General features: G+C 64.7%; 24 protein-coding genes. 9 read left to right on the forward strand and 15 right to left on the reverse strand.

Annotated features, from left to right (window positions below; translation table 11 throughout):
• Window positions 1-225 precede the first annotated feature (225 nt).
• From RHO23_RS15840 to RHO23_RS15860, 5 genes are all read right to left on the reverse strand, one after another.
• Window positions 226-1,353, reverse strand: coding sequence for an ABC transporter ATP-binding protein (locus RHO23_RS15840; RefSeq protein ID WP_057967513.1), 1,128 nt, complete (start codon window positions 1,351-1,353; stop codon window positions 226-228).
• A 203-nt stretch (window positions 1,354-1,556) separates the two neighbouring features.
• Window positions 1,557-2,927 carry an MFS transporter gene (locus RHO23_RS15845; protein WP_064409523.1) on the reverse strand — a complete coding sequence of 457 codons (1,371 nt, stop codon included), beginning with the start codon at window positions 2,925-2,927 and terminating at the stop codon, window positions 1,557-1,559.
• A gap of 81 nt (window positions 2,928-3,008) precedes the next feature.
• The gene (locus RHO23_RS15850; RefSeq protein WP_070922966.1) at window positions 3,009-3,605 is read right to left on the reverse strand and encodes a DUF4126 domain-containing protein; all 597 of its coding nucleotides are present in this window, start codon (window positions 3,603-3,605) and stop codon (window positions 3,009-3,011) included.
• A 51-nt stretch (window positions 3,606-3,656) separates the two neighbouring features.
• The gene (locus RHO23_RS15855) at window positions 3,657-4,208 is read right to left on the reverse strand and encodes a nitroreductase family deazaflavin-dependent oxidoreductase (protein ID WP_081346030.1); all 552 of its coding nucleotides are present in this window, start codon (window positions 4,206-4,208) and stop codon (window positions 3,657-3,659) included.
• A gap of 4 nt (window positions 4,209-4,212) precedes the next feature.
• On the reverse strand, window positions 4,213-5,706 hold the full coding sequence (locus RHO23_RS15860) for a carotenoid oxygenase family protein (RefSeq protein WP_070922967.1): 1,494 nt from the start codon (window positions 5,704-5,706) through the stop codon (window positions 4,213-4,215).
• An 88-nt stretch (window positions 5,707-5,794) separates the two neighbouring features.
• On the opposite strand from RHO23_RS15860, the gene RHO23_RS15865 reads away from it, so the two are divergent.
• On the forward strand, window positions 5,795-6,511 hold the full coding sequence (locus tag RHO23_RS15865) for a TetR/AcrR family transcriptional regulator (protein WP_070923160.1): 717 nt from the start codon (window positions 5,795-5,797) through the stop codon (window positions 6,509-6,511).
• On the opposite strand, the gene RHO23_RS15870 is transcribed toward RHO23_RS15865, so the two are convergent.
• The 3 genes from RHO23_RS15870 to rplJ all read right to left on the reverse strand — a co-directional run bounded on the left by RHO23_RS15870 (window position 6,508) and on the right by rplJ (window position 7,866).
• The gene (locus tag RHO23_RS15870) at window positions 6,508-6,804 is read right to left on the reverse strand and encodes a hypothetical protein (RefSeq protein ID WP_070922968.1); all 297 of its coding nucleotides are present in this window, start codon (window positions 6,802-6,804) and stop codon (window positions 6,508-6,510) included. The two genes, RHO23_RS15865 and RHO23_RS15870, sit on opposite strands and share 4 nt — an antisense overlap.
• Window positions 6,805-6,888: 84 nt before the next feature.
• On the reverse strand, window positions 6,889-7,275 hold the full coding sequence (gene rplL / locus RHO23_RS15875) for a 50S ribosomal protein L7/L12 (protein WP_064409528.1): 387 nt from the start codon (window positions 7,273-7,275) through the stop codon (window positions 6,889-6,891).
• A gap of 63 nt (window positions 7,276-7,338) precedes the next feature.
• Window positions 7,339-7,866, reverse strand: a complete 528-nt coding sequence (rplJ, locus tag RHO23_RS15880) for a 50S ribosomal protein L10 (protein WP_030096639.1) — start codon at window positions 7,864-7,866, stop codon at window positions 7,339-7,341.
• A 277-nt stretch (window positions 7,867-8,143) separates the two neighbouring features.
• Between rplJ and RHO23_RS15885 the strand changes: the two genes are divergently transcribed.
• From RHO23_RS15885 to RHO23_RS15900, 4 genes are all read left to right on the forward strand, one after another.
• A complete protein-coding gene (locus tag RHO23_RS15885; RefSeq protein ID WP_057967436.1) occupies window positions 8,144-9,103 on the forward strand; it encodes an alpha/beta fold hydrolase in 960 nt (319 codons plus the stop codon).
• Window positions 9,104-9,210: 107 nt separating this feature from the next.
• The gene (locus RHO23_RS15890) at window positions 9,211-10,515 is read left to right on the forward strand and encodes an ABC1 kinase family protein (RefSeq protein ID WP_081346033.1); all 1,305 of its coding nucleotides are present in this window, start codon (window positions 9,211-9,213) and stop codon (window positions 10,513-10,515) included.
• 1 nt (window position 10,516) lies between these two features.
• Window positions 10,517-11,461: an alpha/beta fold hydrolase gene (locus RHO23_RS15895; RefSeq protein WP_070922970.1), complete on the forward strand. Its 945-nt coding sequence runs from the start codon at window positions 10,517-10,519 to the stop codon at window positions 11,459-11,461.
• A gap of 178 nt (window positions 11,462-11,639) precedes the next feature.
• The gene (locus RHO23_RS15900) at window positions 11,640-12,500 is read left to right on the forward strand and encodes a cyclopropane mycolic acid synthase family methyltransferase (protein WP_046254700.1); all 861 of its coding nucleotides are present in this window, start codon (window positions 11,640-11,642) and stop codon (window positions 12,498-12,500) included.
• Here RHO23_RS15900 and RHO23_RS15905 read toward each other — a convergent pair.
• Window positions 12,479-13,924 carry a glycerol-3-phosphate dehydrogenase/oxidase gene (locus tag RHO23_RS15905; protein ID WP_064409530.1) on the reverse strand — a complete coding sequence of 482 codons (1,446 nt, stop codon included), beginning with the start codon at window positions 13,922-13,924 and terminating at the stop codon, window positions 12,479-12,481. The genes RHO23_RS15900 and RHO23_RS15905 overlap by 22 nt on opposite strands.
• Window positions 13,925-13,944: 20 nt before the next feature.
• Window positions 13,945-14,544: a TetR/AcrR family transcriptional regulator gene (locus tag RHO23_RS15910; RefSeq protein ID WP_057964804.1), complete on the reverse strand. Its 600-nt coding sequence runs from the start codon at window positions 14,542-14,544 to the stop codon at window positions 13,945-13,947.
• Window positions 14,545-14,607: 63 nt separating this feature from the next.
• On the opposite strand from RHO23_RS15910, the gene RHO23_RS15915 reads away from it, so the two are divergent.
• The 4 genes from RHO23_RS15915 to RHO23_RS15930 all read left to right on the forward strand — a co-directional run bounded on the left by RHO23_RS15915 (window position 14,608) and on the right by RHO23_RS15930 (window position 19,131).
• Window positions 14,608-16,200 carry an FAD-binding oxidoreductase gene (locus RHO23_RS15915; RefSeq protein ID WP_064409531.1) on the forward strand — a complete coding sequence of 531 codons (1,593 nt, stop codon included), beginning with the start codon at window positions 14,608-14,610 and terminating at the stop codon, window positions 16,198-16,200.
• A gap of 5 nt (window positions 16,201-16,205) precedes the next feature.
• Window positions 16,206-17,084, forward strand: a complete 879-nt coding sequence (locus RHO23_RS15920) for a diacylglycerol kinase (protein ID WP_064410421.1) — start codon at window positions 16,206-16,208, stop codon at window positions 17,082-17,084.
• Window positions 17,085-17,208: 124 nt separating this feature from the next.
• A complete protein-coding gene (locus RHO23_RS15925; RefSeq protein WP_064409532.1) occupies window positions 17,209-17,907 on the forward strand; it encodes a YciI family protein in 699 nt (232 codons plus the stop codon).
• A 6-nt stretch (window positions 17,908-17,913) separates the two neighbouring features.
• Complete coding sequence (locus RHO23_RS15930) at window positions 17,914-19,131, forward strand: RNA polymerase sigma factor (protein ID WP_064409533.1); 1,218 nt, start codon at window positions 17,914-17,916, stop codon at window positions 19,129-19,131.
• On the opposite strand, the gene RHO23_RS15935 is transcribed toward RHO23_RS15930, so the two are convergent.
• From RHO23_RS15935 to rplK, 5 genes are all read right to left on the reverse strand, one after another.
• Entirely contained in the window at window positions 19,128-20,831 is a 1,704-nt protein-coding gene (locus RHO23_RS15935; RefSeq protein ID WP_070922971.1) for a GAF domain-containing sensor histidine kinase, read from the reverse strand. The two genes, RHO23_RS15930 and RHO23_RS15935, sit on opposite strands and share 4 nt — an antisense overlap.
• Before the next feature lie 44 nt (window positions 20,832-20,875).
• Complete coding sequence (locus RHO23_RS15940; protein ID WP_030096619.1) at window positions 20,876-21,526, reverse strand: response regulator transcription factor; 651 nt, start codon at window positions 21,524-21,526, stop codon at window positions 20,876-20,878.
• A 62-nt stretch (window positions 21,527-21,588) separates the two neighbouring features.
• Window positions 21,589-21,720, reverse strand: a complete 132-nt coding sequence (locus RHO23_RS15945; protein WP_264922143.1) for a hypothetical protein — start codon at window positions 21,718-21,720, stop codon at window positions 21,589-21,591.
• A gap of 152 nt (window positions 21,721-21,872) precedes the next feature.
• On the reverse strand, window positions 21,873-22,583 hold the full coding sequence (rplA, locus tag RHO23_RS15950) for a 50S ribosomal protein L1 (RefSeq protein ID WP_030096618.1): 711 nt from the start codon (window positions 22,581-22,583) through the stop codon (window positions 21,873-21,875).
• A gap of 144 nt (window positions 22,584-22,727) precedes the next feature.
• A complete protein-coding gene (gene rplK, locus RHO23_RS15955) occupies window positions 22,728-23,156 on the reverse strand; it encodes a 50S ribosomal protein L11 (RefSeq protein WP_030096617.1) in 429 nt (142 codons plus the stop codon).
• Between the last annotated feature and the right edge of the window lie 15 nt (window positions 23,157-23,171).

Raw genomic sequence — 23,171 nt, forward strand, 5'->3', positions numbered from 1 at the left:
CCGTCAAGAGATAGCGCCAGTATTTTCGGCGTTTCTTTCTCCGCAACGCCGAGCGCATACCGGGCGCAGGCAAATGACCGCGATGACCTGCATGCGGTATGCCCTCGGCAACGACGTCGGTGTCACGTGGGCGGCCTGCCTCGCACCACCACGATGTGGCCGTCGCAGTCTCCCCCGCTCAACGGCGCACTCACTCGATCAACCCGGCCATTCGCCGGGTTGCTACTACCCGCGTACGGGCGGGATCTGACCCGTGGGAGCGTCGTCGTCGCTCGTGTCGATGGCCTGGGTGGACGGCTCGGCATGCGGCGGCGCCAGCGTGGCGGTGGTGACACCGGTGGGCTCGTCACCGAAGTCGTGCACACGGAACTGGTGGGTGCCGGCGAAGCTGTCCTGGATCGCGGCCTGCGCATTGGGCGGCAGCTGGTGCATGATCTCGCGCACCCGGGCCTGGCGACGCCCGACCGCGGCCCGCTCGGGCATACCCGGGGTGGCCTGGATCTGAGGCGGCACGCCTTCGATCTCCTCGACACCACCGTCATGGTGTCCGGCGTCGAGGTGCGCCTGCTCCTCGGCCATAGTGGCTTCGTCCTTTTCCTCGGACATACCGATCGGACCGATACGGCGGCCGTTCAGGAACTGCTTGATCACCGGCTCATCGCTGGTCAACAGCACCTCACGGGGGCCGAACATGACGAGCTGACGGCGGTACAGCATGCCCATGTTGTCCGGCACCGTACGGGCGATGTTGATGTTGTGCGTCACGATCAGGATCGTGGCGTCGATCTGCGCGTTGATGTCGATGAGCAGCTGGCTCAGGTAGGCGGTACGCACCGGGTCCAGACCGGAGTCCGGCTCGTCACAGAGGATGATCTGCGGGTCCAGCACGAGCGAGCGGGCCAGGCCGGCACGCTTACGCATACCGCCGGAGATCTCGCCGGGGAACTTGGTCTCGTGGCCGGTAAGACCCACGACGTCAAGCTTCTGCATGACGATGTCGCGGATCTCGGATTCCTTCTTCTTGGTGTGCTCACGCAAGGGGAAGGCGGTGTTGTCGTACAGGTTCATCGAGCCGAACAGCGCGCCGTCCTGGAACATCACGCCGAACAGCTTGCGGATCTCGTAGAGCTCCTTGGAGGAGCACTCCATGATGTTGGTGCCGTCGATGTAGATGGCGCCCTGCTCGGGGCGCAGCAGACCGATCAGCGACTTCAGGAAGACCGACTTACCGGTACCGGAGGGCCCCAGCAGCACGCTGACCTCACCCGGCGGCAGGGACAAGGTGACGTTCTCCCAGATTCGTTGTGAACCAAAGGACTTGGTCAAACCCTCAACGGAGACTTCTGCACCCACCAGGCGATCCTTCCGCAACACGCACACTTCACCACCAACCCGGCCAGGCTGTGGTTCGGATCACTTTAGCGTATGCCCAGGAGCTGCATCGCGTTTGTGTCCATACGAGTCCGTCGACTGGCTAACTGTGATAACCAGCCACTACGCGTTTAGTACGCGCTGCGCCTGGATCACGCGCGAGTCCGTCCTCGAGGCCTTGCCGACTACTTGTCCGCGGACTCCCTATCCGCCACGCCATGGCGCCGACGCTCCACGATGAGCAGCGCCCCGGCCAGCAGGGCGATGAGCACGACGATCAGACCGACGATATCGGCGAAGACGCTTGGATGGGTGAGGCCGTATCCGGTCAGCAGATCGATCTCCGCACGCTGCCGAACGAACTCACCGAGAACAGCCCCCAGCGCGGATGCCGTGACGGCCAAGCCTCCGACCACGGTCAGTTGCACCGGCGAGACCCCGTGGAAGACCGCATAGAAGAGGTAGACGGCCAGCGTCGCGATACCGGCCCCCGACAGCAGCAGGCCCAGCACCAATCCTCCCTCGGTGGTCGCGGACCGCAGTTCGATCACGATCGCCACCACTCCGGCCACCAGCAGCGCCACGCCCAGGGCAGCGACGAGGGTGCGCTTGCCCGTATCGATGAGATATCCGGCAGCCGGTGCCAAGACCAGTCCGGAGGCAAAGAGTGCGAACGCCGGCGTATCCGAAGGCGCCTGCTCACGATCGAGCGACCACCACATCGCCGCGTGGTCGAAGTCCGCGAACCGCACCAGGAACGTGAGCACGGTGATCGCCAGCAGTGCTGCCAGCACCACCGGCCGGGTGAGCACCTCGGCCGCGATCAAGGCCGCCGAGCCGCGGCGGCGGGTCTGCGCGAAGAGCGCACCGAAGGCTGCCAACGCGATGATCGCGAGAATTACCGCGCGCACCGGCGACGCCTCGTCGATCAGCAGCCAGGCCAGCGCGGACACCCCGACCAGCCACAGCAGGGCGCCGACCAGGTCGAAGGTGTCGAAGGTACCGACGAACTCACGGTGCGGCTGGGTGAGCACCACGATCAGCACCACGACGGTTGCCGCAAGAATTCCGTAGGTGATCGGGCGCCAGTTCTGCGGTGAGTTGATGTCCAGGACCTCGCCCGCCAGCATCGCCACCGGGTACATCGCCACCCAGAAGCCCAGAGACAGACCCCGGCCCTTTCTGGGGGTCGAATGCAGGACGATCAGCATGGACGCCACCATGGTCAGACCCGCACCCAATGCCGAAACCAGCATGACCCAGGCAAGTAGCGTCGCCGACCCCGGTATCAACGATCCGGCTGTCGACAGCCCAAGGATCACCAGGCCCGCGGCCAGGAAGGTCGTCGGGCGAATGTGATTGCCCAGCCGGGCGAACACAAGCAATGTCACCACTGCCACGACGTCACCCGCGACGGTCGCCCACTCAATCGTGCCGAGGGCATCGTCACCCCGGTCTACTCCCCACACCGCCGCCAGACCGTGGTCCAGCATGGTCAGCCGCGCTACGAGTAGTGCGGCGCAAGCGATAAAGACGTGCCGAACGGCCAGATTCATGTCACCTTCATTCTCTCGTCCCCATCACTCTATGAGCCCCAGCCACATTCGTCCTGCGATAGCCGTTATCGCAAGGGCTACCTACGGGCTGGCGGTGCCGGTTCTGCGCTTGCCGCGCGCCCATCGAATCGCCCGGAAGGTCAACCAGCCGAGCGCGACCATGAGCACCAGCACCACGACAAACGCGAGAATCGGCAGTGCCAGGGCGAGGATGGTCAGGACCAGCGAGGTGCCGTCCTCGGCGGTCGAGACCAGTGGGTTCCCCACTCCCGCAGTGGTGCCGGTGACGAAGGGGCGTGCGACTGTCCGGCTGGCGTGGACGCTGCCGGCGGTGATGGCCCCGAGTATCGCGGCCACTGCGGGTGGCAGGTGTGAGGAAAGGCTTGTCTCGGCGGTGAACAAAATGGCCCCCGACGCCGGCGCGATGAACGTGCCGACCGCATGCAGGACCGAGTCCAGGGCCGGAATCTTGTCGCCTATGAGATCGAGCACAAAGATCACCGCGAGGACGATGAGCGCCGGGGTGGAGGACAGCCAGCTGTATGACGGGCCGAGTTCGATCCACCCGAGTCTGTCGGCGGCGCCGACCGCGAGCAGCGGCAGCCAGGCATTCAGCCCGGCAGCACCCGAGAGCCCGAATGCCCCGAGGATGGCACTGATGGCCGAGGTGATCTCCATGCCACGAGTGTGACGCCGTCACGCGGTTTCAGGTGCGATTTCCTGGCGCCGTCACGCTCGTGTGTCGAGTTCGACAACCAGTGGTGTCCCACCCTCGAACCAGGCGCGATGCAATTCGACAATCTTGCGGCGCGATGGCAACCCCTTGCGGTGAAACACATTCTCGAGGTAGTCGAAGGGGTGTACGACACCACAGAATCGCTCGCGAGCCGCCTCGTACACCGGATCCCCGGGCGCTATCGCCCGAGCCACGCCGGTGTGCGTCCCGTCGGTGAGCCGCAGGCTCACCGACGGGTTGACCTGAATGTTCTTGACCCACAGGGTGTGCCGGCCGGTAATCGCAGCCAAGTAGGCCCTGTTCCCATCGCGCACCGCTTTGACATAGGTGACGCGTGGGCTCCCCGACTTTCGTCCGATGGTGGTCAGTACGCCCACGCCGCGCGGTACCCGGATCGTGAACCATGGCCGGTGCAACGCATGGAGCGCGCCGGCGAACCGACGGCGCTCAGCCAGCGGCGCCTTGGTCGTGTCCAGCCCCGGCCTTCGCTCGAAGACGTACCGCCCGTCCGTGTAGCGCAACGACTCCGGCAGCGGACCGTCCATGATCTCAGCGGGGAGCCCAGTTGCCGTGGAAGCCTGCCGGAACACGCTGCGGCAGGTCCACCGTCGCCGCGAGTTCCAGCGTCTGTGCGTCCAGGACCACGAACTTGCCCTGCGACGTCCCGGCGCTCAGACCAAACCCGACGAGCACACCGTCGTCCTCAGCGGTGCCCGACGGATTCGGCACAAACGACATCTCACCTACCGCAAGAGAATCAAGGGTGGTCCGGATGTCGGTACCCGTCTGGTAATCGAACTTGACCAGGCTGCCGTCTACCTTGCCGTCGGACTCGAATGCCCCCGCGATGCAGGGCAGGTACCCGTAGCGGTGCTTCTTTCCGGTCAGCTCCTCGTTGATGCGGGGGAACTCGAGGTGGCGATCATCTCGGCGCTCCATGGTGACGGTGCCCTTGGTCAAGTTGATGACCCACCGGTCCAGCAGCCCACGCGCATCGCTGGGGCCGAGTACATCGGCGGAGAACATGGAGTCGTAGCGGACCAAATCGATCACCACAACTTCCTGACCGTCACGCATCTCGGAGTACCCGTTGAGCGGGTGGAAGACGTAGCACGGCTCGATCTCGAACCAGCGCACGTCCGCATTGCCGCCGTCACGCGGCATCACACCAATTCTTGCTGGGTACTTGGGATTCCATGAGTAGGGAATGGAGGGAGACTTACCGGACAGTTGACTTGCCCTGGCCGCGATGGGACCCGGGATCTTGATCTTGCCGATCAGGGATTGCATGACCAACTGGGCGGGCTTACGCAGAATCGGCGGCATCGGTACCGATTTGGTGATCATCGCGGTATCGAGGGTGACCGGCAGGTCGTAGAAGACGACGTACTTCTCGGTGAGCGTGAAGTCGTGCATCATCGGGGAACCCTGGACCTTGACGTCAACCGTACGGCGGGCCCGTCCCGAGGTATCGATGACCGAGTATTGAACGGTGTTGCCGCGAGCGAAAGAGTATGACACTGCGTGCATTTCGCCGGTGTCGGGATCGATCTTCGGGTGCGCGGTGTAGCCACCGTGCAGAGTCCCCTGGAAGTCACAGGGCCCCACCGTGTCGAGCTCGTCGTTGAGCTCGTAGTTGGCGATACCACCTTCCACCAACGCCAGCGTGCGGCCCGCATGACTGAGCGCATTGGTGTTGGGCCCGATCAACGATGTGCCGGCCGAGCTGCCGGTAGCGACCGTCGGCTCACCGAGGGCCTTGCGTACCGCCGCGGTCCGCACCCAGCGGTTGCGATACCACTGCGCCTTCCCATCCCGGAGCGACAGGCCGTGCACCATCGCATCGCCGCTGAACAGGTGATAGGTCGCGGGGTCCACCTCGGCGGCGGGATTGGGGCCGTTGCGCAGGTAACGCCCGTCCAGATAATCCGGAATGGTCCCCTCGACCAACAGGTCGGTACTGGTCACTTCCTGCTGAACCGGTTCCCAGACTCCGGTCAGATACACACTCTCGGTGGCGGTGGGCTGGACTGTGGCGGTCATCGTGTCCTCCAGGGCTGACTGGCTGGCATAACATCGTTATTACGCCGTTATGGTGAACGTACTCCCGTTGTGCGAACATGGCAAGACAATGAGCTCATCTATTCCGCGTAACAGTCCGGGAGACGACCGGGCCGTCGCCCGTAACCCCCGGGTCGATCTCGTCGCAGCGGCCGTTCGGCTTCTGAACGAACAGGGGCCCGATGCACTGCAGACCCGGAAGATCGCCGCGGCCGCCGGCACCTCCACCATGGCGGTCTACACCTACTTCGGCGGCATGCGCGAGCTCATCGCGGAGGTGGCCGAGGAAGGGCTGCGTCAGTTCTCCGGCGCGCAGGCCGACGTACCCCAGACCGACGATCCCATCGCAGATTTCATGGTGACGGGCATGGTCTACCGCCAGTTCGCCATCGACCACCCCCACATGTACCGGCTGATGTTCGGTGTCACCAGCGCGCACGGCATCAACGCGCCCAGCCGGAACATGTTCAACACTGTGCACCTGACACCGCAGCACGCCAGCGCGACGCAGCTCTATCGCAGCGTGCAACGTTCGATGGCCGCAGGCCGGATCGACGGCTCCCCCGACGATGCCGCGAAGGTCGCCGCGACCGCCGCCAAGTTCTGGACCGTCATGCACGGGTTCGTCATGCTGGAGCTGGCCGGGTTCTGGGGCGAGAACGGTGAAGCCGTTGGCCCCGTGCTGGGCTCCATGACCACGGATCTGCTTGTCGCGCTGGGCGACTCCCCCGAACAGGTGAACAGCTCGGCCACCACCGCCGCCACCCGGATTGCCGCACTGATCTAGAGGGGCGCCCAGGACACCTCATCCGGTTCCCTCTTGGGCGCCGGGGTTGCGGGCGGCGCCGGAAACGCCGCCGCGGTGTCCCGCAGCGCGGCCACGGTGCGGACGGCCTTTGCCGCTGGAGCGCGCATATCCCAGGCCAGACGCGCCAGCAGTTGCCTGCGCCGGTCGTCATCGGTGCGCGCCGTCGTTCGTGGTGCGGGTGCGGGTGCCTGCGGCGCACGTCGACGCCGGACACGAACCACCATCAGGAGCAGCAACAGAGCGCCCAGGGCGATCAGCAGGTAGACGGCCACACCCCGAGTGTGCGGGCTGAAAACGAAACCGGCCCCTGGAAGTCCGAAGACTCCCAGGGGCCGGGATTCGAAACGTACTGCGAACTACTTGACGGTGATCGTCGCGCCGGCGGCCTCGAGCTTGGCCTTGGCGTCGTCGGCGGCCTCCTTGGCAACCTTCTCGAGCAGCGGCTTGGGGGCGCTGTCGACCAGGTCCTTGGCTTCCTTCAGGCCCAGGCCGGAGACGATCTCGCGCACAACCTTGATAACGCCGATCTTCTTGTCGCCGGCGCTCTCCAGGATGACGTCGAACTCGCTCTGCTCTTCGGCAGCCTCGGCGGCCGGGGCAGCGCCACCGACGGCGGCGACGGCGACCGGAGCGGCAGCGGTGACCTCGAAGACCTCTTCGAAGGTCTTGACGAACTCGGACAGCTCAAGCAGCGTCAGCTCCTTGAAAGCATCGATCAGTTCCTCGGTGCTCAGCTTTGCCATGATGTTGGTTCCTTCCTTGATTTACAACAGGTTTGGTTGGTACTGGCGTATCGAAGGGGCGCTTTACGCGGCCTCTTCGCTGGCCTTCTTTTCCTGCAGGGCGGCGGCCAGGCGTGCAACCTGGGACGCCGGGGCGTTGAACAGCCCGGCGGCCTTGGCCAGGTTGCCCTTCATTGCGCCGGCCAGCTTGGCCAGCAGCACCTCGCGCGATTCCAGATCGGCGATGCGCTCAACCTCGGCAACTGACAAGGCGCGGCCATCCATGTAGCCGCCCTTGATGATCAGGGCCTTGTTGTCTTTCGCGAAGGTCTTGATGGCCTTCGCAGCGTCCACGGGCTCGCCCTTGATGAACGCGATTGCCGTTGGGCCGGTGAACAGTTCGTCCAGGCCCTCCACGCCAGCTTCCGAAGCCGCACGCTTGACCAGCGTGTTCTTGGCGACGGAGTAGGTGGCGGAAGCTCCGAGAGAGCGACGCAGGGTGGCCAGAGCGGACACCGACAGGCCGCGGTACTCGGTGATCACGGTCGCAGTCGAATCCTTGAACTGCTCGGTGATCTCGGCAACGGCGGTGACCTTTTCAGTCTTGGCCATGTATTGCCTCCTCATCTCGTTTCGGTCGCTGCACCTAAGACAAGACGGTCCAAGATCGAGAAGGCGTCTGGAAATGACGAACGCCCCGACGCAGACAGGTCGGGGCGTGAAAATCCACAGACTTTTGGTCCGCGGGTTTAACCTCGTCCTCCTGCGTGGGCCGCCAGGACAAGTCCTGGACCTTCAACCTCATAAGAGGTGACCGACGGTCTTCGGTGGAGCTGGGCCAGATTACCGCAGATGAGGGCGATCATCCAAAACGGCGTGGTATCCAGGAATGGTGCCGCTGTCCTCCGAAGTCCCCACCCGAACAGGCGTCGCACGTAACGGCGATATCGAGCTCTTCTACGAAGACCTGGGGAACCCCGCCGATCCGGCGGTAATCCTGGTGATGGGAGTCGCGGCGCAGCTCCCGATGTGGCCTGACGGATTCTGCCGGCAGCTCCTCGACCGTGGCTATCGGGTCATCCGTTTCGACAATCGCGACTGCGGGCTGTCGACAAAACTCGATGGCCACAAGGCGCCGGGATCGGTTCAGCGCCGGGTCGTGCGCTATGCCTTCGGCCTGGGCAGCGAGGTGCCGTACACCCTGATCGACATGGCCGAGGATGTCCGCACCCTCGTCGACCACCTTGAACTGGACACGGTGCATATCGCGGGCGCGTCGATGGGCGGCATGATCGTGCAGGTCTTCGCGGGCACTTATCCCGAGCGCGTCAATTCCGTCGGCATCATCTATTCGGCGACCGGCCGGCCGTTCTCCCGACTGCCGTCCTGGGAACTGATCAAAACGGCCATGACCGCCCCCGGTAAGAACGCGACAGCCGAGGAATGGCTCGAGTTCGAGGTGAACAACGGCATCGTCTACAACGGGCCCGACAACCTGCCCTCCCGCGAGGAACTGCGGCAGCGCATCCTGGCCCACAGGGCCCGCAGTGACTACAAGGTGGGCACCGTGCGTCAATTCGACGCCATTTTGGGTACTGGCAGCCTGCTGCGGTTCACACGGGCCATCACCGCTCCGACGGTGGTCATCCATGGCCGAAACGACCCACTGGTGCCGTATCAGAACGGCCGGGTAGTGGCCAAGAACATCAGGAACTCACGATTCGCGCTCATCGAAGGCATGGGCCACGATCTGCCTGAGCCGGTGTGGGAGCCGGTGACCTCAGAGTTGTTGGCAACTTTTGACCGGGGCGCCTCCCGCTCGCGGGGGACCGCGTGCAGGACTGACTAGGGCTGCACGGCCATGATGCGGCACACTTGCATTTCATGACTGCCCAAGAACGTTCCGGCCGGAGCGTAGGTGAAGGCCGTGGACGTCAGGTTGCGCCGCTCGGGCGCGTGGCGTTGCTCTCCGAGGCCGCGCGGCTGGGCACAACCGGCTGGCAGGTCGCCCGTACCGCGGGGCGAGTACTGGGCAAGATCACCAAAAAGGGCAGCCTCGAGCAGAAGCTCATCGCCGAGCTTCCGCAGACCTTCTCCGACCTCGGCCCCACGTACGTCAAGCTCGGCCAGATCATCGCGTCCAGCCCGGGCGCGTTCGGCGAGCCACTCTCTCGTGAATTCCGCGGGCTGCTGGACCGCGTACCACCCGCCGATTCCGTCCAGGTCCGTGAACTCATCATCTCCGAGCTCGGAGATGAACCCGAAAAGCTCTTCGCCAGTTTTGACACCGAACCGTTCGCATCCGCGTCGATCGCCCAGGTGCATTACGCGACACTGCATTCCGGTGAGGACGTGGTGGTCAAGATCCAGCGCCCGGGAATCCGGCGCCGGGTGGCCGCCGACCTGCAGATCATGAAACGCGGCGCGGCCCTGCTGGAACGGGGCAAGGTGGGCCGGATGCTCTCGGCCCGCGATGTGGTGGACGATTTCTCCGGAAACCTGTCCGAGGAGCTGGACTTCCTCGCCGAGGGCCAGGCCATGCAGACCTGGGTGGAGCACCTGCACACCTCGTCGCTCGGCAAGAACATCCGGGTGCCGGATGTTCACTGGCATTACACAACCTCCAGAGTGCTCACCATGGAGCGGGTGCACGGCATCCGCATCGACGACGCCCCGGCCATTCGGAAGGCGGGATTCGACGGCACCGAACTGGTGAAGTCGCTGTTGTTCTCGGTGTTCGAATCCGGACTGCGTCAGGGCTTGTTCCATGGCGACCTGCATGCGGGAAATCTTCTGGTGGACGACGAGGGCCGGATCGTGTTCCTGGACTTCGGCATCGTCGGCTTCATCGACCCACGGACCCGCTGGCTGTTGCGCGAGCTGATTCACGCGCTGCTGGTCAAGAAAGATCATCGCGCCGCGGGCAAGATCGTGGTGCTGTTGGGCGCCGTCGGCAATCCCGGCGACGCAGACAAGGGCACCCGGGACATCCAGGCCTTCACTACCCCGCTCACGATGAAATCCCTTGGCGACATGTCATATTCGGAGATCGGCAAGCAACTGTCGGCACTCGCCGAGCAGTACGACGTGAAGCTTCCCCGTGAGTTGGTGCTCATCGGCAAGCAATTCCTGTACGTCGAGCGGTATATGAAGCTGCTGGCGCCGCGCTGGCAGATGATGGAAGACCCCGAGCTCAAGGGCTACTTCGGCAATTTCATTGTCGATATCAGCCGTGAGCACAACCGCGAGGGAGATATCTGAGATGACAGCCAGCACCGCCAAGGTCGGCGATATCGAACTGTGTTTCGAGGAGTTCGGCAATCCGGCCGACCCAGCGGTACTGCTCATCATGGGCATCGGCGCGCAGATGGTCTTCTGGCGTACCGAATTCTGCCAGCAGCTCGCCGGCCAGGGTTACCGTGTCATTCGCTTCGACAATCGCGACTGCGGTCTGTCCACCAAGCTGGACGGGGTACGCGCCGGGGGCGGTGCACTCATTCCGACCATGGCGAAATTCCTTGCCGGCGTGAAGATCACCGATACCGCCTACACCCTGGTGGATATGGCGGCGGACGCCGCCGGTCTGCTCGATCATCTCGGCATCGAACAGGCACACATCGTGGGCGCCTCGATGGGCGGCATGATCGCCCAGGTTTTCGCCGCCGAGCATCCCGACCGGACGCAGACGGTCACCATCATCATGTCGAGCAACAACCAGCCCTTCCTGCCCCCACCCGGGCCACGCCAGCTGATGGCGTTGCTGAAACCCCCGCCGGCCGGCGCCACCCGCGAGGAGATCATCGCCAACAGCGTGGAAGTGGGCCGGACTATCGGCAGCCCGAAATACCGCCAGTCGCAAGCGAAGTCATATCTGCACGCCGCCGAGTACTACGATCGCAGCTACTACCCCAAGGGGTTCGCCCGGCAGTTCGCCGCGATCATGGGAACCGGCAACCTGGCACCCTTCGACAACCGAATCACCTCCCCCGCACTGGTTTTGCATGGCAGGGCCGACAAGCTGATGCGTCCGTCGGGCGCGCGTGCCATCGCCCGGGCCATTCCCGGCGCACGTTTGGCACTGATCGACGGAATGGGCCACGATCTGCCCGAACCACTGTGGGGCCGCGTCATCGCCAAGCTCACCGAGAACTTCGCCCGATCGGAACCGGCGCAGGACGAGACGGAATCCGAGGCGGCGGGTCGCTAATTAGCACCCGTAGGGAACGATCTCGCGCAGATCAAACCCCTTGCTAAATATGCCCATTTCCCTTGTACCTGCAACAATCTTGCTCTAGCCTCGGCACGGGACATCAGCCAGCACCAACGTCCACCAATCGCTCGCGCGCCGCTCGGGGCATCGCGCCATCCTCATGGGAGGTCGCCCTATGTCTAAATTGACCCCAAAATTCTCCGATGTACAAGCGCATTACGACCTGTCCGACGACTTCTTCGCACTGTTTCTCGACCCCAGCCGAACCTACAGCTGCGCATACTTCGAGCCTGAGACCCTGACGCTCGAGCAGGCACAGCAGGCCAAGATCGACCTCGCACTGGGAAAGCTGGGCTTGGAGCCCGGGATGACCCTGCTGGATGTGGGCTGCGGTTGGGGCTCCACCCTGAGGCGCGCTCTCGAACACTACGACGTCAACGTCATCGGCCTCACCCTCAGCAAGAATCAATTTACGCATGTCACCAACCTTCTCGACTCCGTCGAGAGTTCGCGTACCCATGAGGTGCGATTGGCCGGGTGGGAGGAGTTCGACGGCACCGTAGACCGGATCGTCAGCATCGGGGCCTTCGAGCATTTCGGCCACGAGCGGTACGACAGCTTCTTCTCGATGGCGCACCGGATACTGCCGGATGACGGAAAGATGTTGCTGCACACCATCGTCAGCTATCACCCCGAGGAACTGAAGCGCATGGGCATTCCGCTCCTGATGTCCCGGGTCCGATTCATGCACTTCATGATGACCGAGATATTCCCCGGTGGCCGTTTACCTTCCGTCCCGATGGTGGATCAGCACGCCGCGCTGGCAGACTTCCACATAACGCGCCACCAGTGCCTGCAACCGCACTATGCGCGCACCTTGGACTGCTGGGCCGAGAACCTCGTAGCGCATAAGGACGAAGCGATTTCCCTTCAGTCCCAAGAGGTTTACGATCGATACATCAAATACCTGACGGGCTGTGCCGATGCCTTCCGGGAAGGCTGGATCGACGTCGTTCAGTTCACCTGCGAGAAGTAGGAGTCGACGAGACCCTGGACCGCGCCGGCCGCCAGTTCCTTGTCGGCGGGCACGAGCCCGATACGGGTACGACGATCAAGAATGTCATCGGTGTCGAGCGCGCCCTCATGGGTGAGCGCGAACTCGACCTGCTCGCGGGTGATGCCGACGCCACTAATCAACTGGGCGCCAACGGAGCCCGGCCAGTCATCGACCACCGCCAGGTTCTGTGTCACACATTCCGAAGCCGCCAGCGGCCGGCGTTCCAGGCCCGCGTCCAACGCGTCCTGAGCCATCTTGCGATAGGTGGTCAGCTTGCCGCCCACCACGCTGACCACACCCGAATCCGATACCCGGACCGCGTGCTTACGGGACAAGTCGGCGGTCGCGGAATCATCCCCGTCAAGCAGGGGCCGCAGCCCCGCAAAACGTCCCACCACATCGGATTCGGACAGTGAGGTCTGCAGCACCGTGTTCACGGTGTCGAGGAGGAACTGCTCTTCGGACGCAGAGGGTTCGGCCACATCCGGTATCGGTCCGGGTGCCGGTTCATCGGTGAGACCGAGATACACCCGATCGTGGATGGCCGGCAGCGCGAACACGAAACGATTGATCGTGCCGGGCACCGGAACGGTCAGGGCCGCGGTAAGTCCGCCGAAGCTGGCGGCCCGGAAGACCAGGTGCGTACCACGGCTGGGACGCAGCTTGATGTCATGATCGACTTGGCCGGCCCACACCCCGGCGGCGTTGATAACCAAACCAGCCTGTACCCGGACGGTATTGCCGGTCAGCTCGTCGCGAAGCAACGCACCGTCTCCGGTGACCTCCTCGGCGCAGACACGGGTGAGGATCCGGGCGCCCAATCCGGCTGCTGTGCGCGCGATCGACACCACCAGCCGCGCATCGTCGACGAGCTGGCCGTCGAAGGCCATCAGGCCACCGCGAAGCCCATTGCGCCGCACCGTTGGGGCACGGCGGATCACTTCACCCGCATCGATGGCGCGTGAGCGGGGCAGCACATCAGCCGAGGTGTGCGCGAGTTTGCGTAGCCCGTCCCCCGCCACGAATCCCACCCGCACCAGCGTCCGGCTGAACATACTCACCGCAGGGTGCAACGGAACAACCTGCGCGAGAGGGTGAATGAGATGCGGGGCGGTACGCGTCATGAGGATGTGCCGCTCAATCGCACTCTCCCGGGCGATGCCCACCTGGCCCGAAGCGAGGTAGCGCAATCCGCCGTGTACCAGCTTTGAACTGAATCTGCTTGTCCCGAAAGCCAAGTCATGCTTTTCGACCAAAGTGACCCGCAGTCCTCGGCTCGCCGCGTCGAGCGCCACCCCGACTCCGGTAATGCCGCCGCCGATGACGAGGACGTCAGTCGGAGCGCCACCGGCCAGCGCCGCAAGATCGGCGCCGCGGCGCATGCTATTGAGCTGGGTTGTCATGAATTCTCCTAAGGGGCAGATCAAGCCGTGAGATATCCGTCGATGGCAGTGGCCAATTCGTGCACCAGCTCGTCCGGCGACATGATGTCGGTGACGATGCGCGCCGACTGGAGAACCGACTGACCGATCAGCAGCACCATCGCCGCCATCTGCTCCGGGGCCCCACCACGAATCGATCCGTCGCCCTGCCCCTCGGCGATGAGCATCGCTGTCCAGCCGATGAGCGCACGCTGACTGGTCCCCAATCGCCGCACGATGTAGGTCAGCAGAAGTTCGGGGTCCGAACGCAAGATCGCCGCGAAAATCGAATGCTCGCGCACCTGGGTGACCAGCCCTGTCACCGATTGGACCAGGCGATCACGTGCGTGTCCCTGTCCGGTCGCGGGAAGGATTGACGCCATTTCCCGGGTCAGCAGATCGGCGACCAGGGAGCGCACATCGGGCCAGCGCCGATACACCGACGGACGGCTGACACCGGCGCGTTTGGCGACCTCGACCAACGTGGTGCGGCGCACTCCGAACTCGGTGACGCATGACAACGCCGCGTCCAGGATGCGTTCGGTGACGGCATCCGCCGGAATCTCCGCGACCCCGGCGATATCAGTGGTCTCGACCGTCATGTCACCTCACCCTCTCCCAGAAATCTGCGTTACAACTTGCCATCGTATGTAATACTGTAACGCATGATGGAGTGGGACGCCTGGGGCGTGGCCGAAAAACGACAGACTCTCTCACCTCAGGTGAAGGCGCTTTTGGCGTCGGCGCTGGGCATTCCCGAACGAGATCCGGTCAGCCGCGATGAGTCGACCGTCACGTTGTCCCCCAGCTCGCTCACCGAAGAACAGCTGGCCGCTCTGTCCGAACTGCTCGGCGCGGAGCATGTCCGCACCGATCACGGCGCCCGGCTGCGGCACGCGGGCGGCAAGAGCACCCCGGACCTGTTGCGCCGTCGCTCCACCGACGTCCAGGAAGCCCCGGACGCCATCGTCTACCCCGCATCGCATGCGGAGGTCTCCTCTCTCCTTGCGCTGTGCGGCGAGCAGGCCATCGCGGTCGTACCGTTCGGCGGCGGCACCAGCGTGGTCGGCGGGCTGGACCCTGAGCGCGGCGGATTCACCGCAGTCATCGCAGTGGATCTGCGAAGGATGTCCGGCCTGGTCTCCCTCGACGAGGAATCCGGAACCGCCGTGCTACTGCCGGGAACAACAGGCCCCGAAGCCGAGGAACTTCTTGGCGCCAAGGGCTTCTCACTAGGGCACTTCCCCCAGAGCTTCCGGTTCGCGAGCATCGGCGGTTTTGCCGCCACCCGCTCCTCCGGGCAGGCCTCCAGCGGATACGGGCGCTTCGACGCGATGGTGGACGCGGTCCGGATCGCCACCCCGCGCGGAGATCTGGAGCTGGGCAGGGCGCCCGCGTCGGCAGCCGGACCCGACCTACGGCAGCTCTTCCTGGGATCGGAAGGAGCCCTCGGCATCATCACCGAGGTGACGGTGCGCGTGCACCGGCTCCCCGAGGACACCTGGTACCAGGGCTGGTCCTTCCCCTCCTTCGATGCCGGGGCCCAGGCGCTGCGCACGCTGGTCCAGTCCGATGCCGCACCCACGGTGCTGCGGCTGTCCGATGAAGCCGAAAGCGGACTCAATCTCGCACTGGCCAAGGACATCGGCGGGAAGAACCCTGCCACCGGAGTGCTGGCGATCACCACTGTCGAGGGCACCCCGGGGCATGTCGCGGCCCGCTCGGCCGAAGTGGCGGCCGTTCTCACCGCCGCCGGTGGCACCGCTCTCGGCGACGAGCCCGGCAAGGCCTGGGATCACGGCCGTTTCGATGCACCGTACCTGCGCGATGCCCTCATCGACGCCGGCGCGGTGGTGGAGACGTTGGAGACCGCGACCTCATGGCGCAACCTCGCCACCCTGCGTACGGCGGTCACCACCGCACTCTCTGAAACACTTGGCGCCCAAGGCACCCCGCCATTGGTGTTGTGCCATATCTCGCACACCTATCGCACCGGTGCCTCGCTCTACTTCACCGTGGTGTGCGCGGCCGCCGAGGAGCCGATGACCCAATGGGGCAAGGCGAAGAAGGCCGCGGGTGACGCCATCGTCGCCGCGGGTGGCACCATCACCCACCATCACGCGGTAGGGCGCGATCATCAGCCGTGGCTTGTCGATGAGGTCGGCGAGCTCGGCATCGAGATACTGCAGGCGGTGAAGCGAACCGTCGATCCGCGGGGAATTCTCAACCCCGGCAAGCTAATTCCTGTCAGCGAGTAATGCCGATGACCCACCTCACCGTCCTGACGAATCCGGCAGCCGGTCACGGCGCAGCGCAGGCAGCCGAGGCTGCCATCGCGCATCTGCGAGCGCGCGGGCTGACGGTGACGCATCACGCCGCGTCATCGGCATCGGAATCGCACGCACTTGCCCAAGAAGCCGCCCGCACGGGCGCCCGCGGGATCGTCGCCGCGGGCGGAGACGGTCTGGTGAGCATCGCGCTGCAGGCGGTCGCGTCCACCCCGGTAGCGCTGGGTGTCATCCCCATCGGCACCGGAAATGATTGCGCCCGCATGCTGGACATCCCGCTCGGTGACCCGGTTGCCGCCGCCGACGTGATCGCGTCCGGCAGCACCCGGGTGATCGACTGCGGGCGCGTGCAATACAACGGACACACAACCTGGTTTGCCACCGTGGTGGCATCGGGATTCGACTCGTTGGTCAATGATCGGGCCAACCGGATGAGCTGGCCCCGTGGCCGGCGCCGGTATGACATCGCCATGGCGTTGGAAGCGGCGAAGCTGCGGCCGCTACCGTTCCGCATCGAATTGGATGATCAGGTGATCGAGACCGATGTCACCCTGGTCGCGGTCGGAAACGGAACCTCGTATGGCGGCGGAATGCGCATCTGCCCCAATGCCATTCTGGACGACGGGCTGCTGGATGTGACCGTGGTGGCCGCGGGCGGACGGCTGCGCCTGCTGCGGCTCTCCCCTACGGTCTACAAGGGCACCCATGTCGATCTGCCCGAGGTCAGCACCTACCGGTCGCGGCGTGTCCGGCTGTCCGCCGCCGATATCACCGCCTATGCCGACGGCGATCCGGTGGCGCCCCTGCCGATCGATATCGATGTCGTTCCCGGAGCCCTGACCGTCTTCGCTTGACCGTTGCGCCGGATCCGGAAACTTTTTTTCCCGCGAGGTGTCTGATCGGTGATGCGCGGTTCGTCAGACAGGTAGAGAGTGGATCGCAGAGTTCCGCTCACTGATACCGACGGAGGGCTCCACCATGCATTACCTCGCGCTACTGATAGGTCCCCAGCAGGAACGCACCCCCGACGAGGCTGCGCAGGAACTGACGGATTACTTGAACTTCCAGGCCAAGGCAGCGTCAGTCATCCGCGCTGGCGATGCGCTGTATCCCGAAGCCGACAGCGTCCGGATCACCGGCGGACCCGATGCCCCCGTCATCACCGACGGTCCGTTCGCCGAGGGCGCCGAGGTCGCGAACGGCTACTACGTATTGGAGGCGGACAATCTCGATGACGCCCTTGCCTTGGCCCGGGACATCCCGGAGGCCAAGCGCGGCGCGGTCGAAGTGTGGCCACTGGTCCACTGCTCCCAGGAATTCGGCGGACAGGGGTCCACAAGCTGGCTCGCACTGCTGTTGGAGCCCGGAGAACACGCACATGTACCGGGCAGCCCCGAATGGGAGGCCGTGGCGGCCAAGCACGGGGTGTTCGGTGAGAAGGCAAGTGGGCACATCAAGATCGCGGGACCGCTGCATCCCCCGTCCACGGCCACCACGGTCCGGGTCCGCGACGGAGAGACTGTGCTCACCGACGGCCCGTACGTCGAGGGAAGTGAAATCGCGAACGGTTTCTACGTGCTCACCACCGATGACCGCGACCAAGCCATCCAGCTGGCCTCGCAGCTGCCGGCATCGGCGGTGCAGTTGCGGCAGCTCACCGGCGTCTCGGGTTTCTAACACCGGATGACCAGCCTGGACGGCGTCTTTCGGCGGGAGTGGGGGCCAACGGTCGCCGCCATCGCACGGTGGTCGGGAGACCTCACCGTCGCCGAGGACGCCGTTCAGGAAGCGTGCACTGATGCTGTGCGCACCTGGCCGCGCGACGGAGTACCCGACAATCCGGGCGGGTGGTTGCTCACGGCCGCACGGAATAGGGCGCGCGACCGGTTGCGGCGCGAGACACTGCGTCCGGGAAAGGAATTGGCCGCCGTGGTCGACGACATCACCGCCCGCACCGACGTCTCCGATCCCCAATATGTGCACGATGATGAGCTGCGGATGATGTTCACCTGTGCCCATCCCGCGCTCGAGCGAGTCTCCCAGTTGGCCCTCACGCTGCGGCTGGTATCGGGGCTGACGGTCGCCGAGATCGCCCGGGCACTCTTGCACAGCGAGGCCGCGATTGGTCAGCGAATCACCCGCGCCAAGGCCAAGATTCGCACGGCGAACATTCCCCTGCGGGTGCCGCCCGCCGAGCTCCTGCCCGAACGCACCCCGCACGTACTCAGCTGCATCTATTCGGTCTTCACCGAGGGCTACTGGTCCACGGGCGGGCCGTCGGCGATTCGCGACGAGCTCTGCGACGAGGGGGTACGGCTGGCCGGTGAGCTGAGCAAGCTCATGCCGCAGGAACGAGAGGCCAATGCACTGGCCGCACTGGTACTGCTTCATGATTCACGACGACTGGTACGCATGGATCGTGACGGCGCGCTGGTGCCCCTGGACGAACAAGACCGGACCCGATGGGATAACGAGCGCATCTCCCGTGGATTGAGCCAGTTACGGCAGGCCGCCGGCTCGACCGGCCCCTATCTACCGCAGGCGGTGATCGCCGCCCTGCACGCCACCGCGCCCTCCTGGGAAGAAACCGACTGGCACACCATCTGTCAGGCCTACGACCGGCTCGCCCAGATGACGGGCTCACCAGTGGTGCTGGTGAACCGGGCGTTGGCCATCGGTCTGCGCGATACCCCCGACGCAGGACTGGCCGCACTGGAGAAGGTGGCCCACGATCCGCGATTGGCGCGATCGAATCTGGCGGCCACCGTCCGCGCCGACCTACTTCGGCGCGCCGGACGAAACTCCGACGCCGCACAGTGGTACCGAACAGCGTTGTCCACCAATGGTTCCGACCCAGGACGTGCATTCCTGCGCCGGCGGATAGCCGAGTGCGAAGGCTAAGGCAGCGGAGCTGACCACACCAAGCGAGTACCGCCGGTGTCCATCGCCGAGACGCTGAACGTGCCACCCGATTCCGCGGCCCGATTGGCAAGCCCGCTCAGGCCGCTGCGCGCAACCACCTCCGGGATCCCGATGCCGTCATCCACCACCTGCACGACCAGCTCATCGTCCACCGAAACCGTCACCGACAACTCCTTGGCGCGCGCATGCCGGACCACATTGCTCACCGCCTCACGCACCACCGCCTCGGCATCGCCCGAGGTACTCGCGGGCACGACGTCCAGCGGCCCACTCATGCGCACCGATACGCGCAGGCCGGAATCGGCCGTGAGCTCGTTGATGGTGGAACGCAATGTGGCACGCAAGGATTCGTCGTTGGTGTGTAAATCGAAGATCGCGGTCCGGATCTCCTGGATCACCTCATGCAGCTGGTCGATATGGTCGGCCAGACGAGCCGCTACCGCCGGATCCGCAGATCGCCGATGCGTGCTCTGCATCGCCAGGCCGACGGCGAACAACCGCTGAATGACGTGGTCGTGCAGGTCACGGGCAATACGATCGCGGTCGGCCAGCACATCGAGTTCGTGTTTGGCCAGGCGGACCTCGGCTTGTTCCAGCGCCAGCGCAGCCTGCCCTGCGAAGGAGGCCGCCATGTCGAGCTGCTCCTCGTCAAAGGCCACCGAGCTGACGGTGCGCAGCAGAATCAACACACCCGCCGTCGACTCCCCGCCGCCGAGGGGCAGGACCAGCGCCGGCCCGAATGCCAGGTCGGTGCCTTCGGCGAGGTCAATTGCGAGTCGGCCTACATTCCGTGGCTCGTGATCAACGAAGGTGCTCCCCGAGGTGGAACCGTCGATAGGGATCACCTTCTCGCACAGCACCTCTGCACCTTCGCCGATGCACACCGACACCACCAGCTCGACGACGTCGTCACTCGCGCCGACGGGGAGTGCGATGAACGCGAAGTCTGCCTCGGCGAGCAGAGCGGCATTGGCGGCCACCAGGTGCAGCGCCTTGCCCGGTTCCGCACCGCCGAGCAGCTCGGCAGTGATGTGGGCGGTGGCGCGCTGCCATTGCTCACGGCGGCGCGCGTGCTGATAGAGGCGGGCGTTCTCGATGGCGATCCCCGCCGCCCCGGCGAGCGCGCGCACCACCACCTCGTCATCCTCGGTGAACTCCTGCCCGTCGAGCTTCTCGGTGAGGTAGAGCCGACCGAATATCTCACCGCGCACCTGCACGGGCACACCCAGAAAGGTCCTCATGGGCGGATGGTTCGCCGGGAACCCGACCGAGGCCGGGTGCGCCGCGATATCCCGCAGGCGCAGCGGCTTGGCCTCGTCGATCACCACGCCAAGCACACCGTGACCGGTGGGCAGCGGTCCGATCAGCTCGCGGGTGGCCTCGTCGATGCCCTCGTAGACGAACTCGGCAAGTTTCTCGTCCGATCCCACCACGCCGAGGGCACCGTACCGGGCACTGACGAGCTCCGATGCCGCGCAGACGATTTCCCGCAGGGTCGCGTCCAGCTCCAGCCCCGAGCTGACGGCCATGACGGCGTCGAGGAGGGCATCCATGCGACCCCGCGTGCCATCGACTATCTGCTCGATTCGCCCCTGCACTTCAGCGAGCAATTCACGCAGCTGCAAATGGGCAAGCTCGGCCGTCACCCGATTGGGTTGCGCACCAACATCCTCGACCACAGTTCAACTCTCGCACACCTTGCTCCCCGGTGAACACGAACCCGTCAGCCGTGCAGGCCCTGGTTGTCACGTGCGAGCTTGGTGGCCAGCACGGCAACCTGCGTGCGGCGTTCAAGGTCCAGTTTGGTGAGCAGACGTGAGACATAATTCTTGACCGTCTTCTCCGCCAAGAACATTCGTTCCGCGATCTGACGGTTCGTGAGCCCCTCCCCGATCAGCTCCAACAACGTGCGCTCCTGCGCGGTGAGCCCGGCCAACGGCGACGGGTTGTCCGCCGCCGCCCGCAGCTTGTTCATCAACGCGGCGGCGGCCCGGTTGTCCAGCAACGAGCGCCCCGCGCCCACGGTGCGGACCGCGGAGATCAACTCCATCCCCTTGATGTCCTTGATGACGTAGCCGCCGGCGCCCGCCATGATCGCATCGAGCATGGCGTGTTCGTCGGTGAATGAGGTCAGCATCAGACAGTTGAGATTCGGTAGCTTGGAACGCAACTCGCGACACAGCTCGACGCCGTTGCCGTCGGGAAGACGAATGTCCAGCACCGCGATGTCTGGTTGAAGTGCCGGGATGCGTGCCATCGCCTCGGCCACCGAAGACGCCTGCCCGATTACCGAGAAATCCTCTTCCTCTTCGAGCAGGTCAGCCAGACCGCGGCGTACCACCTCATGGTCGTCGACCAGGAACACCGTGATCATGTCCGTTTCCCTTCCACCCGCTGCACCCAGTGTGGCACCGGCGACGGAATCCAGCAGCGGCATCATCGCAGTCCACCCACGTAGAGATCGCCGATGTTCTTGTCGCTGTGCGATATCGCGTCCAGCAGATGACGGGCCGACACCAGCGTCCCGACGCTCACGCTGTCCTGAAGTGGGATAGAGCGCACCGACATGGCATTCCTTCCCGTCGTACCCGTTGTTTCACGGTAGGACGCCAAGGATCTGGGCCGCTACGGTCTTTGGTCCCTACTCACGACAAAACCCCCATTTCCTCCCTCGGTACGAAGGGGAAACGGGGGTTTTGTGCAGCTAATGCGCGTTGAGGCTACTGGACCTCGAGGAAGTTCCGGGTCACGCTCGGATCGACCTGGATGCCGGGGCCCGTCGTGGTGGTGACCACAACCTTCTTCAGGTAGCGGCCCTTGGCCGACGACGGCTTGGCACGCAGGATCTCATCCAGCACGGCACCGTAGTTCTCCGCCAGCTTCTCGGCATCGAACGAGGCCTTGCCGATGATCAGGTGAAGGTTGGAGTGCTTGTCGACGCGGAAGTTGATCTTTCCGCCCTTGATGTCGGTGACGGCCTTGGCCACGTCCGGGGTCACGGTGCCGGTCTTGGGGTTCGGCATCAAACCGCGCGGGCCCAGGACACGAGCGATGCGGCCGACCTTGGCCATCTGGTCCGGGGTGGCGATGGCGGCGTCGAAATCCACCCAGCCGCCCTGAATCCGCTCGATCAGGTCGTCGCTACCGACAACGTCGGCGCCGGCGGCGGCAGCCGCTTCGGCTTTGTCGCCCACCGCGAAGACGATGACGCGAGCGGTCTTACCGGTACCGTGCGGAAGGTTCACGGTGCCGCGGACCATCTGGTCAGCCTTGCGGGGGTCGACGCCGAGGCGCATCGCGACCTCAACAGTGGCGTCGTACTTCTTGGACGAGGTCTCCTTGGCCAGCTTTGCGGCTTCCAGAGGGCTGTACAGCTTCTCGCGGTCCACCTTCTCGGCGGCCTCGCGATATGCCTTGCTGTTCTTGCTCATTGGTATCCAATCAATTGTTGGTCGTGGTCGTGCAGGCCGAAGCGGGCCTTACCACTGGACTTCTGGTGTCGACTGCCGACTTTCTGCGCTGATTACTCGTACTTCTTCGCGAAAAGCCGACATTCGGCGGGTGGTTGTTCGGTGCTATTCGACGGTGATGCCCATCGAGCGCGCGGTGCCGGCAATGATCTTGGCGGCGGCGTCGATGTCGTTGGCGTTGAGGTCTTCCTTCTTCGTCTCGGCGATCTCGCGCACCTGATCCCACGTCACCTTGGCGACCTTGGTCTTGTGCGGCTCACCGGAACCCTTGGGCACACCGGCGGCCTTCAACAGCAGCTTGGCGGCGGGAGGGGTCTTGAGTGCGAAGGTGAAGCTGCGATCCTCGTAGACACTGATTTCCACGGGGATGACGTTTCCGCGCTGCGAATCCGTCGCGGCGTTGTACGCCTTGCAGAACTCCATGATGTTGACGCCGTGCTGACCGAGCGCGGGACCGACCGGAGGCGCGGGGTTGGCTTCGCCGGCCTTGATCTGCAGCTTGATCAGCCCGACGACCTTTTTCTTCGGGGCCATTGGGGTCTTCCTACT

Source organism: Mycobacteroides sp. PCS013 (assembly GCF_049532645.1).
Lineage (GTDB): Bacteria > Actinomycetota > Actinomycetes > Mycobacteriales > Mycobacteriaceae > Mycobacterium > Mycobacterium gwanakae.

Coding starts and splice junctions, on each gene's coding strand:
- RHO23_RS15845 (WP_064409523.1), bottom strand. CDS start 2,927: ATGAATCTGGCCGTTCGGCACGTCTTTATCGCTTGCGCCGCACTACTC.
- RHO23_RS15850 (WP_070922966.1), bottom strand. CDS start 3,605: ATGGAGATCACCTCGGCCATCAGTGCCATCCTCGGGGCATTCGGGCTC.
- RHO23_RS15855 (WP_081346030.1), bottom strand. CDS start 4,208: ATGGACGGTCCGCTGCCGGAGTCGTTGCGCTACACGGACGGGCGGTAC.
- RHO23_RS15860 (WP_070922967.1), bottom strand. CDS start 5,706: ATGACCGCCACAGTCCAGCCCACCGCCACCGAGAGTGTGTATCTGACC.
- RHO23_RS15865 (WP_070923160.1), top strand. CDS start 5,795: ATGAGCTCATCTATTCCGCGTAACAGTCCGGGAGACGACCGGGCCGTC.
- rplL (WP_064409528.1), bottom strand. CDS start 7,275: ATGGCAAAGCTGAGCACCGAGGAACTGATCGATGCTTTCAAGGAGCTG.
- rplJ (WP_030096639.1), bottom strand. CDS start 7,866: ATGGCCAAGACTGAAAAGGTCACCGCCGTTGCCGAGATCACCGAGCAG.
- RHO23_RS15885 (WP_057967436.1), top strand. CDS start 8,144: ATGGTGCCGCTGTCCTCCGAAGTCCCCACCCGAACAGGCGTCGCACGT.
- RHO23_RS15895 (WP_070922970.1), top strand. CDS start 10,517: ATGACAGCCAGCACCGCCAAGGTCGGCGATATCGAACTGTGTTTCGAG.
- RHO23_RS15900 (WP_046254700.1), top strand. CDS start 11,640: ATGTCTAAATTGACCCCAAAATTCTCCGATGTACAAGCGCATTACGAC.
- RHO23_RS15905 (WP_064409530.1), bottom strand. CDS start 13,924: ATGACAACCCAGCTCAATAGCATGCGCCGCGGCGCCGATCTTGCGGCG.
- RHO23_RS15910 (WP_057964804.1), bottom strand. CDS start 14,544: ATGACGGTCGAGACCACTGATATCGCCGGGGTCGCGGAGATTCCGGCG.
- RHO23_RS15915 (WP_064409531.1), top strand. CDS start 14,608: ATGATGGAGTGGGACGCCTGGGGCGTGGCCGAAAAACGACAGACTCTC.
- RHO23_RS15920 (WP_064410421.1), top strand. CDS start 16,206: ATGACCCACCTCACCGTCCTGACGAATCCGGCAGCCGGTCACGGCGCA.
- RHO23_RS15925 (WP_064409532.1), top strand. CDS start 17,209: ATGCATTACCTCGCGCTACTGATAGGTCCCCAGCAGGAACGCACCCCC.
- RHO23_RS15930 (WP_064409533.1), top strand. CDS start 17,914: ATGACCAGCCTGGACGGCGTCTTTCGGCGGGAGTGGGGGCCAACGGTC.
- RHO23_RS15940 (WP_030096619.1), bottom strand. CDS start 21,526: ATGATCACGGTGTTCCTGGTCGACGACCATGAGGTGGTACGCCGCGGT.
- RHO23_RS15945 (WP_264922143.1), bottom strand. CDS start 21,720: ATGTCGGTGCGCTCTATCCCACTTCAGGACAGCGTGAGCGTCGGGACG.
- rplA (WP_030096618.1), bottom strand. CDS start 22,583: ATGAGCAAGAACAGCAAGGCATATCGCGAGGCCGCCGAGAAGGTGGAC.
- rplK (WP_030096617.1), bottom strand. CDS start 23,156: ATGGCCCCGAAGAAAAAGGTCGTCGGGCTGATCAAGCTGCAGATCAAG.